At 54.5% G+C, this 14,860-nt stretch carries 13 protein-coding genes; 8 read left to right on the top strand and 5 right to left on the bottom strand.

Annotated elements, in window-relative coordinates; genetic code table 11:
* Window positions 1-80 precede the first annotated feature (80 nt).
* On the bottom strand, window positions 81-1,103 hold the full coding sequence (locus Q0K10_RS14645) for an integrase core domain-containing protein (RefSeq protein WP_294508550.1): 1,023 nt from the start codon (window positions 1,101-1,103) through the stop codon (window positions 81-83).
* A 311-nt stretch (window positions 1,104-1,414) separates the two neighbouring features.
* Here Q0K10_RS14645 and Q0K10_RS14640 point away from each other — a divergent pair, with 311 nt between their 5' ends.
* The 7 genes from Q0K10_RS14640 to Q0K10_RS14610 all read left to right on the top strand — a co-directional run bounded on the left by Q0K10_RS14640 (window position 1,415) and on the right by Q0K10_RS14610 (window position 7,960).
* Complete coding sequence (locus Q0K10_RS14640; protein WP_294508547.1) at window positions 1,415-2,758, top strand: alkaline phosphatase; 1,344 nt, start codon at window positions 1,415-1,417, stop codon at window positions 2,756-2,758.
* Window positions 2,755-3,975 (top strand): YibE/F family protein, encoded by a 1,221-nt coding sequence (locus Q0K10_RS14635; RefSeq protein ID WP_294508544.1) that lies wholly within the window; start codon window positions 2,755-2,757, stop codon window positions 3,973-3,975. The genes Q0K10_RS14640 and Q0K10_RS14635 overlap by 4 nt, the downstream gene beginning before the upstream one ends.
* Before the next feature lie 157 nt (window positions 3,976-4,132).
* Window positions 4,133-4,462: a FeoA family protein gene (locus Q0K10_RS14630; protein WP_294508541.1), complete on the top strand. Its 330-nt coding sequence runs from the start codon at window positions 4,133-4,135 to the stop codon at window positions 4,460-4,462.
* Window positions 4,459-6,591, top strand: coding sequence for a ferrous iron transport protein B (feoB, locus tag Q0K10_RS14625; protein ID WP_294508537.1), 2,133 nt, complete (start codon window positions 4,459-4,461; stop codon window positions 6,589-6,591). Before Q0K10_RS14630 ends, feoB begins: the two co-directional genes overlap by 4 nt.
* 171 nt (window positions 6,592-6,762) lie before the next feature.
* Complete coding sequence (locus tag Q0K10_RS14620) at window positions 6,763-7,107, top strand: hypothetical protein (RefSeq protein ID WP_294508534.1); 345 nt, start codon at window positions 6,763-6,765, stop codon at window positions 7,105-7,107.
* Complete coding sequence (gene tnpB, locus Q0K10_RS14615) at window positions 7,083-7,424, top strand: IS66 family insertion sequence element accessory protein TnpB (RefSeq protein WP_294508531.1); 342 nt, start codon at window positions 7,083-7,085, stop codon at window positions 7,422-7,424. The genes Q0K10_RS14620 and tnpB overlap by 25 nt, the downstream gene beginning before the upstream one ends.
* A 41-nt stretch (window positions 7,425-7,465) precedes the next feature.
* Window positions 7,466-7,960, top strand: a complete 495-nt coding sequence (locus Q0K10_RS14610; RefSeq protein ID WP_294508528.1) for a hypothetical protein — start codon at window positions 7,466-7,468, stop codon at window positions 7,958-7,960.
* On the opposite strand, the gene Q0K10_RS14605 is transcribed toward Q0K10_RS14610, so the two are convergent.
* The 4 genes from Q0K10_RS14605 to Q0K10_RS14590 form a co-directional block, all read right to left on the bottom strand.
* Window positions 7,852-8,280, bottom strand: a complete 429-nt coding sequence (locus Q0K10_RS14605; protein ID WP_294508525.1) for an AzlC family ABC transporter permease — start codon at window positions 8,278-8,280, stop codon at window positions 7,852-7,854. The genes Q0K10_RS14610 and Q0K10_RS14605 overlap by 109 nt on opposite strands.
* Window positions 8,281-8,354: 74 nt before the next feature.
* Window positions 8,355-12,221, bottom strand: coding sequence for a hypothetical protein (locus tag Q0K10_RS14600; protein WP_294508522.1), 3,867 nt, complete (start codon window positions 12,219-12,221; stop codon window positions 8,355-8,357).
* Window positions 12,222-12,227: 6 nt separating this feature from the next.
* Complete coding sequence (locus tag Q0K10_RS14595; RefSeq protein ID WP_294508519.1) at window positions 12,228-12,911, bottom strand: type II secretion system protein; 684 nt, start codon at window positions 12,909-12,911, stop codon at window positions 12,228-12,230.
* On the bottom strand, window positions 12,880-13,839 hold the full coding sequence (locus tag Q0K10_RS14590) for a nucleoside hydrolase (RefSeq protein WP_294508516.1): 960 nt from the start codon (window positions 13,837-13,839) through the stop codon (window positions 12,880-12,882). The genes Q0K10_RS14595 and Q0K10_RS14590 overlap by 32 nt, the downstream gene beginning before the upstream one ends.
* 165 nt (window positions 13,840-14,004) lie before the next feature.
* Between Q0K10_RS14590 and Q0K10_RS14585 the strand changes: the two genes are divergently transcribed.
* Window positions 14,005-14,757 (top strand): AraC family transcriptional regulator, encoded by a 753-nt coding sequence (locus Q0K10_RS14585; protein WP_294508512.1) that lies wholly within the window; start codon window positions 14,005-14,007, stop codon window positions 14,755-14,757.
* Window positions 14,758-14,860 lie beyond the last annotated feature (103 nt).

The following is a 14,860-nucleotide window of genomic DNA, read 5'->3' as shown; positions in this document are numbered from 1 at the left end:
CTGTCATAAAATCCCTATTTTTTCTGACAAGAGCGAAAATCCTCACGCGCGCGTAACGGGGGTGCATAAATTCCTCATGTTCACGCCGCCATCGGTTCCCGTCGATAACCGTGAAGCAAGCCACTAAGAAATGAAACCTCTCTGACCGGGGCATTCATATCCTGCGGATACGGTTTGACCATTTTGCCGCCAAGCCCGGCATGGGGACGATAATGGTTCCAGTATTCAAGATATTCCTTGACCGCCAGCCGGAGTTGCCGTTCTGATGTAAAAATAATCTTGTCCAAACACTCCGTCTTGATCGCCCGAATGAAATTCTCCATGCGGGCATTCATCTGCGGCGTGAACGGCGGCAATTTTTTGATCTCTATGCCGATAGATTCAAAAACGAAATCGAATCTTTTGTTGAAAAGCGGATCGCGATCATGGATCAGGTATTTTTTACCCAGCATGAAGCCGTCCCACATATCGCACATGTTTCTGGCAATCTGTGTAGTCCAGTTGCCGTCAGGCTTATGAACAATACCACCCAGGCATACTTCCCGGCTGCCGATGTCCATAAAAAACAGCAGACTCTCACGAACCAGTCCGAATGGAGTCAAACGTTCCACCTGGGCGAAATCCGTCGATGCGGTTACATACTGCTGCGTTTCGATAAATTGAGACCAATCTCCGCGTAATCTCCGGTCGGGATCAGGAACGATGCCGTTCGCTTCCAGAATATGCCGAATCGTTGTCGCACTGACGTTGTATCCCAGATACCGCATTGTTCCGGCAATGTGTTCATATCCCCAATCGGGATTGCTTTTCGCCAGCTGCAGGACTTTTTCAACTATTTCCGGAGAGATGGGCTTTCTGCCCCGTTTCTTCTGTCCCTCATTGACGCTGTTGTATTTTGCTTCAACCAGATCGGAATACCATTTCCGGATTGTTCCGGGAGCCCATGTCGGTTCTATGGAGGCAAGCAGAAAATCATTCAATTCTTTGCCTTTTTGAGCCAATCGGCGTTTGTCGGATTCCGTCAGGATTGGGCGTTCCTTGCCCGTCAGCGAAGCCAGATGCTCCTCGTAGATGCGGAGCTTCTCCGCCATGTAGTCATTCATTTTCTGCATATTCTCAAGAATTGTCCGCAGATCCCCGTCTTTCACATCCTGCATGAACGAAAACAGTTTATTGACTGTTTCATTGACCTGATCATTTCATGCTCCGGAGGTCATGTAAAATATTATAAAATACGCCGTCATTCTTCAAAAATCAAATTTCGTTGCGGCGTTCATGAAAAGTTCGTTAAAAGAGGATTTATTTTTCATGTTTACGCCGAAATCGCGGACAGGAATGTTTGTTTTCATCGCGAAGGGGGATATATTACTTGAAGTTGAACTGGAATTCACCTGGAAAGCAAGGAGGTTTGGCTGTGAAACGAATTTTATTTGTTTTTTTATTTGCATTTTGCGTGATGGGTGCGTTGTTCGCCGATGACGCGAATCCGAAGTACGTCTTCTTGTTCATCGGCGACGGCATGTCCACACCACAGCGGATGATGGCCGAGGAGTTTGCGCGTAAGGTCGGGCACGGCGAGCTTTTGATCAATCATTTTCCGAGTCACGCGACCACCCGGACGGTTTCGGCCAATTCGCTGGTCACCGATTCCGCCGCCGCCGGAACCGCGTTGGCCTGTGGCGAGAAGACCAACAACGGTCGGATCGGCATGAGTGTCGACGGTTCGCGCCGCCTTGAATCCGTGGCCGAGGTCGCGCATCAGAACGGAAAGAAAGTGGGAATCGTCACTTCTGTGACGATCAATCATGCGACGCCGGCAAGTTTTTATGCACACCGTCCTAGTCGTTCTCAGTATTACGGAATCGGCCTCGATCTGATCGATTCCAATTTTGAATATTTCGGCGGCGGCGGTTTCGGCGGGTATGCCGACAACACCAAATCGTCCGCATATCGGGGCAATTTGTATGAGTTGGCGGAGAAGGCCGGTTACAAGGTCGTTTCCGATCCGGAAGCGTTTCATGCGCTGAAGCCGGGCGATGGAAAAGTGCTGGCGCGCGGCTGCGAACAGGCGCTTCCCTACACCATTGACGGCGAAACGGATGTCCCGACGCTGGAGGATTTCACCCGCAAGGGAATCGAACTGCTCGACAATCCGAATGGATTTTTCATGATGATCGAGGGCGGCAGCATCGACTGGTGCGGTCACGCCAACGAGGCTGCCACCAATCTGATGGAGGTTCTGGCGCTTGACAAAGCGGTTCGCGCGGCGTTGGAATTCGCGCAGAAACATCCCGATGAGACGCTGATCGTCGTGACCGGCGACCATGAAACCGGCGGCATGACGATGGGATTTGCCGGAACCGGTTATGCGTTGTATGTGGATCGTCTGGCGAAGCAGAAGTGTTCGATCGGCCGGTTCGGGGAGCTGCTCAAGAAGGCGCGTTCGGCGAAGGAGGATTTCGATTTCGACGATGCCTGCGCGATGCTGACGAAATATTTCGGATTTGAATTTTCCGGTGACGGCCCGATGAAGATCAGCGATTCGGAACTCAAGACGCTTCGCGAAGCCTTCGAACAGGATAAATTGCCCGACGCCGCGCGTCGGGTCATGAACGCCAAGGCCGGCGTCGGCTGGACGAGCGGGGCGCACACCGCGCTGCCGGTGCTGACGACCAGTTACGGGAAGAAGGCCGACGTCTTCACCGGTTTCATCGACAATACTGATATTGCCAACCGACTGAAAACATTGGTGAAATGAAGCGTGCGCTGCACCGTGAACTCGGAGTGATTCTGGTTCTGGCGCTGAGTTGTGCGGGGCTTTTCTTCATCCCCGGGCCGAATCTGCTGGCGACTCCGGGCGGCGAACGGGCGCGCGCCCGGGTGATCCGGGTGGACAACGGCGATCTGCAGCTGCACGGGTTGCTCAAATTCGGTTCTCAGAAGCTGGAAGTGGAGATCCTCGGCGGGCCGCATCGCGGGCAGGTGTTCCGCGCCGCCAACGAACTGCGCGCGCAGATGGAACTGGATAAGGAGTTCGTCCCCGGCGACGTGGCGGTCGTGACGCTGCCGCCGGGGGCGACGGTGGAGGATTCCGTTGCGACCGCGCAGGATCATGACCGGAGTTTCTGGCTCTGGACGTTGTCGCTCGGGTTCTGCGTGGCGCTCTGCATTTTCGGAAACTGGACCGGAGTGAAGGCGCTGTTCAGCTTCATTCTAAGCTGTCTGGTGATCTGGAAGGCGGTGATTCCGCTGGTATTGCGCGGCTGGCCGGCAAGCTGGACGATTTTCGGTGCCGTCTGTTTTCTGACCGGTGCGATTCTCTTTCTGGTGGCGGGGTTCAACCGCAAGGGCGTGGCCGCGTTTCTCGGTGCGATTTCCGGGGTTTTCGCCGGACTCTGTCTGGCGCACTGGTTTACGGTGGTGATGAAGATCAACGGCGCGGTGCTGCCGTATTCGCAGACGCTCTTTTATGGTGGGTATGAATTTCTCGATCTGCAGGATATTTTCGTCGGCGCAATGATTCTCGCCTCTTCCGGCGCAGTCATGGATCTGGCCATGGACATCGCCGCCGGCGTCGACGAGGTCGCCTGTCATTCGCCCCGGCTCTCCGCCCGGGCGCTGATCGCCTCCGGCATGCGCATCGGACGCAGCGTCGTCGGCACGATGACGACCACGCTGCTTCTGGCCTATTCCGGAGGTTACATTACGCTCCTGATGATGTTCTGCGCTCAGGGGAATCCGCCGTGGGAGTTCATCAATAATCCGCTGGTCGCCTCCGAGGCGGTCAAGACTTTGATCGGCAGTTTCTCGCTGCTGCTGGTTGCCCCTTTTACCGCGCTCTTCGCCGGAATTCTGCTCTGTCGAGCACGGCAGAACACCGCTGAGGCCCCGGCCGCTCCGGAACGCTTCCCGGAAACATCTCAGGATCCGTCTCCGGCGGGTGACGCCGAAGTGCCGCAGTCGGAAGGAGAATGAAGAATTTATAAAAAAATTAGCTTATTCTAATTGATTTTTCTTCGCCCCGCATTATATTATTTTTACACGCATGGCAGAAGTGCGTGTTTTTTTTTGAAAGTTGAATTAGACATGTCAAATAAAATTCAAGATGGAAACATCCGGGAGGGCGAAGGAAATGAAGGAACGGAAATGTTCGTGGAACTGTCACTGCGGCGGCGAGAGCACCGGGAACGAGACGCCGCATCATCGTGTCGGGAGTGACGGGGAAATGACGTTGGCGGATCTTCCGATCGGGGTGAGTGCGACGATCGTCAAGGTGCTGCCGGAGATGCGCGGGAAGAAGAAGTTCGCGGACGTGGGGCTGGTGGCGGGGACGGAGCTGCTGATGGAGGCGCATGCGCCGTTCGGCGGGCTACTGCGGGTGAAGGTGCTGGAGACGAGCATGGCGCTTCATCGCGACGATGCGGCGCATATCGTGATGAAACCCGAGGGGGTGCTGAAATGAAAATGCGCTACAGGATTGTTCTTGCGGGGAATCCGAACTGCGGAAAGAGCTGCATATTCAATGCGCTCACCGGGACGCGGCAGCACGTCGGGAATTATCCCGGCGTGACCGTGGAGAGCAAATCGGGCGTCTTCCATTTGAACGGCATGGAAATTGAATTGATCGACCTGCCGGGGGTGTATTCGCTCTCGGCCTCGTCGCCGGAGGAGGTGGTGGTCTTCGAGGAACTGACCCGTCCGGGGATCGATCTGATTTTGAATGTGATCGATTCGACGATTCCGCGCCGGAGCCTTTATCTGACCACGCAGCTTGCGGAACTTCGCATTCCGATGCTGCTGGTGTTCAACATGAGCGATGACGCGGCGCGCAAGGGATTGCGTTACGACATTCCGAAACTGGAGACCTATTTCGGGGCGCCCGCGGTTCAGACGGTTGGATGCCGTTCCGACGGCGTGCGGTCGCTGCTGGAAAAGCTGGCGGGAATTCTTGAAAACGGGCATGGCCGCCGCAGTGAACCGATGCTCAGTTTCGGAACGGACATCGAGGATGCGATTGCAGCCGTTTCCGGCCGGATCGACGCGCTTCGATTGGGGAAATACGCTCATATCCCGTCGCGTTTCTTCGCGATCAAACTGCTGGAACACGATTCCGCCGTGATGCGCATGGCGGAGTTCGATCTTGTACACGACGAGGTTGAGCGCCAGATCCGGCATCTCCGGGAGAAACACGCGATTTCGGCGGAAACTTTCCTCGCTGACCGGCGTTATGCGATGCTGGCGGGGGCGTGTCGCGACGCGATTTCAATGACGCAGGAGAGGCGGAGGGAGATCTCCGACCGGATCGATCTGGTCATGACCAATAAATTTCTCGGGTTGCCGTTGTTTCTGGCGATCATGTATGGAACGTTTTATTTCACATTCATCTGTGCGGATCCGCTGATGGGGTACATCGAGGAATTCTTCGGGTTTCTGAGCGGCGTGGTGCGGGATGTCTGGAATCCGGAAACGCTTCCCTTCCTGCGCAATCTGGTGACCGACGGGATCATCGCCGGCGTCGGCGGGGTGATCGTCTTCCTGCCGAACATCCTCTTTTTGTTCTTTGCGATTGCGTTGCTGGAGGATTCCGGTTACATGGCGCGGGCGGCGTTCGTGATGGACGGTGTGATGCGCAAATTCGGCCTTCAGGGGCGTTCATTCGTGCCGCTGGTGCTCGGGTTCGGCTGTACGGTCCCGGCGATCATGGCGACGCGCACGATCGAATCCGAACGCGACCGCAAGGTGACGATCATGGTGTTGCCGCTGATGAGCTGCAGCGCCCGGCTGCCGATTTATGCATTGATCATTCCGGCGTTTTTCGCGCCGAAACACCAGGCGTTCATGATGTGGGTGATTTATCTTATCGGCGTGATCATTGCGCTCGGAGCCGCCCGGATCATGAAGAGCACGCTGTTCCGCGGTGACGGGGAAGTTTATTTAATGGAACTTCCGCCGTACCGGATGCCGACGTTGAAAAGTCTGATGCTTCACATGTGGGATCGCGGACGGATGTATCTCAGGAAGGCTGGAACGATCATTCTTTTTGCGAGCATTGTTCTTTATTTCTGCAACACGTTTCCGGAAAAGAAGCAGTTCTCGAAAGCGTATGATGTTCTGATCGAACAGTGTGCCGACGATGCGGAACGCGTGGCCGCACTGGAGAATGAGCGCCGGGCCGAGCAGATGGAATATACCATTTCCGGCCGGGTCGGTCACGCGCTGGAACCGCTCTTCCGACCGATCGGGTTCGACTGGAAACTTGCGACCGCATCGATCGGGGCGCTGGCGGCGAAGGAGGTTTTCGTTTCGCAGCTCGGAATTCTCTATGCCGAAGGAGAGGTGGACGAGGAATCTCCGGAACTGCGCGAACAGCTCGTTGAAAACTACACGCCGCTGCAGGGGTTCTGCATCATGCTCTTCTGTCTTTTGTCGATTCCGTGTCTTGCGACGCTGGCGATCATCCGGCGCGAATTGAATTCGTGGAAGATGGCGCTGGCGGAAGCGGGAGGATTGTTTCTGCTCGCATATCTGACGACTTTGATCGTCTATCAGGCGGGAATGCTGCTGCAGATCGGGACGTCGCCAATCAGTTGAATTTCCCGTAGCGCCCGGCGAGAACCGTTTCCTGAGGAGCGGTTCTCTCCGGGATATTGCCCGATGTATTTTCCCGCGCGTTTCCGGAGTAAGCGCCCAGCCAGCCCCATCTGGATTTGAGTCAGACAGTGTGGTATGTTCTTCCACAAACCGGAATAATGGGAGGACGGCATGGGACGCGAAGGACGAGATTATTGGGAGGAGCAATTGTCCGAATATTGGGACAGCGGCTTGACGATTCAAGAATACAGCGAACTGAAGGAACTTCCTTACGAAAGCACCCGCCGCTGGATCCGAGTGTTGGAAAAGGCACGCCAGGATGGAGCGATCGGTTCGGAATCGCTGGAGCTGGTAGAGGTCAAACCATTGCAGACAGATGCAAGGAATGGTTCCGGGATTCGGTTGCTGGTTGACGGCATAGAAATCGCAATCGAGAAAGGTTTTGACGGCACTACGCTGTCCGAAGTGTTGAATCTGCTCAAGGCACGGTCATGTTCGGCTTCGGCGGTTCGGTAAAAATCTACTACTGTCCGACTCCGGTGAACATGCGAAAATCGTTCGATGGCCTTGCCGGAGCGGTGGAAGAGTATATCAAGCAGGATCCGGAATCAGGTCATGTATTCGCCTTCTTCAGCCGGAATAAAAAGCTGGTGAAGTTGCTGCAATGGGAGGACGGCGGTTTTGTGATCTGGATGAAACGACTTGAGCAGGGAGGCTTTCATATTCCTCAATCCGTTGATGGCCGGATCGAATTGACCTGTCGAGAGCTTGCAGCGATCTTGTCAGGGATCAAACCGCAGCGTTATTACAAAAGATACTCGAAAAAGTCTTGACAAAGCTTGAAACTTGAGGAAGTTTCCGGTATATTTTCATTATGGTATTACCGGAAGTTACAACATTTGACGAAGCCCGGCAAATTATTCGGGAGCAAGCTGAGGAAATCGAAAAACTCAGCAATGAGCTGGCATGGTTCAAACGCCAGATGTTCGGTTCCAAAACGGAACATTATATTCCAGAGGATAACACCCCATCGCTTTTTCCCGAAGAGGAATCTCCAGAACCATCGAAAGAAGTTCAAACAGCTACCGTATCCGAACATGAACGGAAAGTTCGTCAGCCGAACGCACTTTCCGAGATTCCCGCCGACCTGCCGCGTGAAGAACGCGTAATAGATGTTCCGGAAGAGGAACGGGAAGGAATGATTCTGATCGGTTATGATGAAAGCGAGCGGATCGCGTTCCGAACCGGGTTGTATGTGATTCATTTCAAACGCGCCAAATATGCCGATCCCTCGGACGCGCTGCGCGGCGTTGTTACGGCTCCCGCCCCGGGAGATGGGTTTGATTCGGTCAGGGCGAAGATCATGTAGAAACGCTTCCAACCGCATTTGCGGAAGGCTTCAATCAGGGCGAGGCCATAGACCGAATAACGGATGTTGATCAGCAGCGACATCACCGCGGTTTCGGCCAGCGACATGGAACCGGCGATCATCCCGACCGCCGCGAACTGCAGGCTGCCGGAAAGGATCGTCACGCACATGAACAAAGCCCACCACGGCCCGTAGCCGATCCGGTTGAGCAGGATGCCGAAAGCGGCGCCCATCGTCGTATATCCCATCAGCGCCGGCAGCGAAACCACGAATGCCGCCCTCCAGGCCTGGGCGGTCATTCCGGAAGAAGCGTGTTTCATTTCAATGAAATTCCCAAATAAGGTCATTAATATAGCGCACCTTCCGTATTTTACCAATCAATTTCACAACATGGTCAGCGGGTCAGCAGATAGACCATCACCCCGCCGGGCCGCGAAGCGGTATCCGCCGTGAAGCGGAGCTTGCCGTTTCCATAAGCCGACGGGACGGCGCCGTTCGGAGAGCCATCGAGCTTCAGCGCCTCGACTTTCATCTCCGGCAACGCGAGTTCGACGTCGGCCCGGCACTTTTCGAGCAGGATCGGCAGCTGCCCCCAGCTTTCGAGCAGGTTGCGGCGCTCATTCGCAAACTTCTGCTTGGTCGCGCCGAGGTTCGGCATCTGGATGAACAGGAGCTTTTCGCTTTCGGCCAGCTTCTTCCCGTCGAGTGACAGCAACGCCGCCGTCTGGTAACGATCGGCTCCGGAAAGTTTCATCACTTCGCCGGACATATCGCCGGAGAAGGTCATCACTTCGCACTGCGGAGCGACGATCTTCACTGTTTTCGCCTTCGAATCAAGCGTGATCTGCCCGCCTGCGCTCGTGATGACTCCGGTCTTCCCGAGCTTGTCGAGAGCGGCGCGGGCGGCGGCTGGAAGCCGTTTCTCCCAACCGGCATTGAGCGCATCGACCTTCCGCACGCCGGGGAACGAAGCGGCGGCGCCGAGCGTGCCGATCCGGCCGTAGAGGCCGAGTTCGGTGAACTCTGCCGGATAATCGCCGTCATCCTCCGGTGGACCTGCGAGCCGGCGAAGCTGCCCCGACGTACAGGTGAAAGCAAAAGCAGGTTTCGCCGCCCGGATATATTCACGCATGAAGAGAAGATTGATAATGCGTTCCGCCAGCTGCGCCTGCGGATCGTTGACGATATCAAAACCATACGGCACATCGACCTTATCCATGTTGTAACGCCCGTGCGACCAGGCGAACCGATAGAGGGCGTCCCAATCCTGCAACCCGGCATAACCGCCGATCAGCGGCGCCGCTTCGCCCCGGTACGGGTTCGGATTGCAGAAGTTGAATTCAGTGACGGTGTACGGTTTGCCGAAAATCCGCGCCGGCATCAGATACCGCGGATGTTCCGCGCGATTTGCGATGGATGATTTATTGGAAAACGCATACGGCAAGTGCCAGTCCCGCACCGGAAACCAGGGATGATCCCAATACTGATGATTGTCCACGAAATCCAGATGCTCACGTACTTCATTCATCGTGAACTTGCTGATCATATTGAGATCGGTAACCAGCGCAACCAGTTTCAGCTCCTCCTTCAGGAACCGCTTCTGTTCTTCGATGCTCCTGATCTGAAGATCGTTCAGGAACTCAATGAAGAGGCCCCCGCGTGAGGTGCGGTTCTCCGGTGTGTCAAGCCCTTTCTCTTTCAGGTATTCGACATATCTCTCCTCGAAAAGCGGGATAAGCGCGGGATCCCCTCCCCGCCAGATGATGACCAGAGGATTTTCGTTCACAAGATTCAAAGCATAGAGTGCCGGATCCTCCGCATAAGTCAAACCGGTATAGGGATTTCGGTGGGTCAGCAGCCGCCGGGCGAATTCCTTCCAGTTATCCATCGCCGATTTGCTGAGCGGAATCAACCTCTTCAAGATGAATTTCTCCGGACTGGTGCGTCCTTCAAGTTCTTTTATGTGGTCCCCCGGCTTCAATTCGCGGCTTGCATAAAGATCCAGACAGGAATAAATTCCATGTTTTTTCAGTTCCGCAAACAGGTAATCAAGTTGATCGAGTGCCCGGGAATCAAAAGTCAGAGAGTCTGGTGCATTCGGATCGATAAGTCCGTTATCAAAATGATGAAAGCGCACGGTGTTATAGCCGAGCCGGGTCGCCTTGGTCACGAAATCATCGGCAAGCTCCTTGCTGAGATAGTTTGCTGTGCCGACCAGATTCGGCCCGAAAAAACGGATCCGCTTTCCCGGCGCGTCACGAAATGAGAAATGTCCGGTCTGGTCGACCACTACCGGTCCGTATTTGCCGGCCGGAGCATCGAGATAGCCCGAGAAATCAAGCGGAGACCCCGCCACGGTATTGCCGTTGTATTCGACCGGCAGCCAATCCTTGTCTGCAACAATATACGGCAAAGCTTCGGGCCGTCGGAGATTCAAACGGTACTCTCCGAGTGTGGCGCCGACAATCATCCAGACTGAACCGCTGTCTGCTGCCGCCTTGAAGGTCAACTTTACCGGAGCAGCTTCGACAGGAAACTGTGACAGATAGAGACCGACAAAGGTCTCAGCATTTTCTCCCGTCCAGGCGACAACACCGTTTGCCACTCCATACGGTTGCCACCAGTTGCCGACATCGCGGCCGGCAAGCACCGGGAACTCCTTGACGCTGCCGTCGGCATACTCCGCAACAACCATACCGACCGGCATAGATGCATTCGGCGTCCAGGCCGAAGCATGCAACAAGTACAGATACCTGCTTTTTTCGCCGCTACTGTCAAGCGCGATACTCTTCTCCATCGGAAATTTCTGCTGCCGGGAAGATAACACAAGACAGGAACGGCCATCGTTGCGTTCCGGATTGACGATATCAAAATCGACGCCCAGAGCGGAAAAACGACCGGACTTCATCATGCGCAAATCGTTGGTCGGTCCCTGGTCGGTCCAGCCGCCTTTCCCGTCGTTGAGCTTCTCGTCTCTGAATCCCATATTGAACACATTTCTCAAATCAACGGAGGCTGTGTACGGCGTCTCAAGTCGTATGCGGATTTTTAAGGAGGCGTCGTCAATTTTTCCGGCGGACGGAGTCGCTCCGATCCGGAATATAAAATATTGATTGCCCCATTTCCGATCATCCTGGATCAGCAACATGAAATCTCCTTCAACCGTGACAATCCTTCCGTTGCTTCCGAATCGGAGCGAACGGGCATTCCCGTTGAAGATACAGCTTTCTTTGCATACTTCCGGCAACTCTATTTTTCGGCCATCGACTATGACGTCTCCCGGTTCCGCCAGCGGCATGTTCATAGTCAAAGCGAGCGCAGAGGTTTCGACAGGAGAAGCAGCCTTGAAACGGGCATGATAGGCAACACCGTCCGGAACTGCGACTGCCGAAATCTTCGTCCGGAACCCGTTCCATACGCCGGAAGTTTCGAACGAGTCGGAACCAAAGCGCGGAAATCCCGCATCCATCTTGAAATTGCCGCCGTCAAGGACTTCAGCATGCCAATCCGGTGCGTACCAGTTCCAGCGAAGTACGCGCGTTCCGACTCTCAAGTTTCCGCAATCGTCGATTGCGGGACAGGCCGGCAACGTTTCGCCGGAAACGGCAGGCAGCAATCGGAAATCGGCTGTGAGCCGCCAGTTTGAAATCTCATTTTCCATCCCTTTCGGCATCAGCCGGATGGTAAACGTCTTGAGGTTGAAAGCACGGTTATCCTGAATATAGACTTTGAAATCGCCACTGATCCGAATTTTCCGTTCCGGCAATCCAATCATGACGATTCCGGCCTCACGATCAAAAATGCCCGGTTCTGCCGCTTCTTCCGGCAAGCTGATTTCATCTCCATCTACATTCACAGCGAGCCCGGGTTCCCCAACCGGAATGTCGATTGCCAGTGCCAAAGTGTCTGTCGCAATCGGAGTCGCCGCTGTAAGCATGTAATCGCACTGAAATGCCTTGTCGCCGCTTGCCGTCACCGTCTCAGTCACTTCAAACACATTGTCCGAACCTCCGGCCGGAAGTTTCCCGCGAAGTTCATAAGTGCTGTCGGATCGTTTCAACACCTTCGCCTCCGGTTTCAGGCTTGATTGATCGCTCCCCTGCCAGCCCGCCCCGAAGTGTTGAAGAAAGAACCGCACAGAATCAATTTCAAATTCTCCCTGCGCCCCAAACCGAAGCTCTTCCGGCAATCGATCAACCGCCGAAACGCCGGCCCAGCCAAGTATCATCAACAATACCATCAACCGTTGTATCGTCATCATATTCCTTTATAACTCATCAATTTTTGCCATTCCATCATCACCACGGCCATTTTCATAATCCGCAGCACGGACTTTCTGCGCAGAACCATCTGCACGAAAAAGCGGAGCCTCCCAATTGGGATGAACAAGAAACGAGTCAAAAACTTCAGGCGATATATTCATCAACGTCGTCCCTCCCGAACAAATAATCAGCATTTGCCGCGAGAGTCTGCTCATTGGCTTACCCAAACCGGTATATCTGAAAGCAGTACAGACCGGGCCGCTCTGGCTGTCGCGCATGTAAAAATAATCGCAGCGTTCTTTGGATGTATGCGTCCAGCCCTCTCCGGAAGTGGGCAAAAAAGGACAGGCGAAAAGTTTTGAACGAAGATCGCCTTCTGCCGGCTTATACTGACACCACGACGGACCGCCGATATAGATGCTGACACGCCCCAGGCCCACATTTTCAACGTCCCACAGACACCAAGGAGTTGAGGCTTCGCCGGTGCCGGTCTTAGGAAGCTGATCATGGTTATCATTCGTATACATAATCACTCCTGATCCGATCTGCTTGACATTATTGATACACGTGGTTGTGCGAGCGGCCGCACGCGCCTTGTTCAAGGCCGGAAGCAGCATTCCGGCAAGAACGGCTATTATTGCAATCACTACGAGCAATTCAATAAGAGTAAACGAGCTGATTTTTTTCATTTTCAATCCTTTCTATTGGTTGGGTTGTAATAAGTCTCTCAACCAGCCGTTGCTGAAAAGCGACCGGGTCGGTCATTTCCGCGGCGACCAGCATCTCGCGCCCCTCCGGCGAGATTCGCGTAAAGCCGCCGTCATCCACCGCAAGTTTCAAACGTTCCAGGCGGGTGAACTCCCCGGAATACGCCAGATGGACCGCCGCTGTATCATAAAGGATGCTGCTGGCATGTGCCGGGCCGCCATGTTTCCAATAATTTCGCCAGACGGCATATTGAGCAAGAATGTTTCGGGCAACCAGTGCGGTTGATTCCGCAATTTTGCGATAATCCACTCCCGATAACGTGATATCGCCGCAATGATCGAGCGGCGTCAGGAGGATTTCACGCCACGGCGCCCGGAAAGTCCGCTGCGCTGCCAGCACATCGAGTTTGATATTGTATTCAGCAATCGCTCCGGCCGCGCCGCGATGCTGTTTCGCGATCGAACCGCCCATCACGCTCAGGCGACATCGGGAAACCGCTCGCTCATCACGGCGGCAAAGCTCGGCGAGAGTAGTCAGCGGCGCGATGCCGATCACCGTCAGCTCCGGCTCGGCGGCAATCAGTTCCAGCGCCCGGCCCACACCGTCCTCCCAGAAGCCTCCGGAGTACTGTTCCGGCCGGTAAGAGTCGGCATATTCATGCATGGTTTCGGGCGAACCGTCCGCACGCGAGACGCCGATGCCGACCGGAATATCGTCGCGGCCGCACGCCTCCAGGAATCTGGCCGCGACTCTGGCCCGGTAACGGGCATCACCGGTTGAGGTCAACACCAGTTTCAGGTCAAATTCAGGGCTGTTCAGCAGCATCCCGAGCGCCCAGGTGTCGTCGATATCGTTGCCGATGTCCGTATCCAGAATGGTCGGAATCGGTTTACGGCCGCAGTTTGTCATTATGGTTCCTTTCGTTGTTTTTCTTTTTATATTATACCGTAATTTATAATCCGAACCAACTGTATTTTTGGTGCAAATAGATAAATAAATGGCACAAATCGCCAGAATTGCTGGAAAATGCCGAAAAACGGCGTTATGTTGCACCCATCAACGAAAGGAATCGATATGAGCGTACAAGCGGTGGAACTGCCGTTGCTCTTCTATGCGTGGCGGCGCAAGGTAACAGGCAATGTCGCTCCGCACCAACATGGCGGCTGCGAACTGATCTATGTACTTGAGGGGCATTGCCGGGTAGAAAGTCCGGCCGGTATTTTTGAAGGCACTCCCGGCAAACTGCTGGTCATCCCTCCGGAAATGATTCACAACCAGATCGATGATCCGGGCGAAGACAATATCTTCTGCGTTTTTCAGGCGAATCCGGTCCTGTTTGCCCAACACTGGCGTTCCCTTGACCTCGGCGGTGAAACGCGGACTATCCGCATGTTTCTTGAACTGTGCGATATGACCGAGAAAAACGATTTTACGGGGGCATCGGCTCTGCTGCTGAGCTTTCTGCAAAGGCTCTCGGCTTTCGAGCAGAAACAGTCCCTCTCCACCCAACAGCACCCGAAACTCTGCAAAGCCCTCGAATTCCTGCATGAAAATCTCACCCGTCCCATCACGATCCGGGCGACAGCGGAACATGCCGGAATCAGCATGTCGCTGCTGCGTAAGCTCTTTACGGACTACTGCGGAACTCCGCCGCTCGGCTATCTGCAAAATCTTCGCCTTGCCCGAGCTGAAGAATTGCTGAAAAATCCCTACCTCTCCATTGCGGAAATCGCCGCCGAATGCGGATTCGACAGCGCCGGTTATTTCATCCGCCTCTACCGGCGCAAGCACGGCACTTCTCCCGGTAAAGCGCGCCGCAAGCTGTGAGTTCTTTAGTTCCATTATAATAAATTCAAGAGGTAATTTCAAAAGTTTTTAATTCGGCGGGATGAAAAAAGAGGCAGAAGGTTCATCTTAACTCTGGGACTAT

The organism is uncultured Victivallis sp., assembly GCF_944391105.1.
Classification (GTDB): domain Bacteria; phylum Verrucomicrobiota; class Lentisphaeria; order Victivallales; family Victivallaceae; genus Victivallis.
Note: the sequence above shows the minus strand (reverse complement) of the source record. Positions and strands in the feature narration are given on the sequence as shown.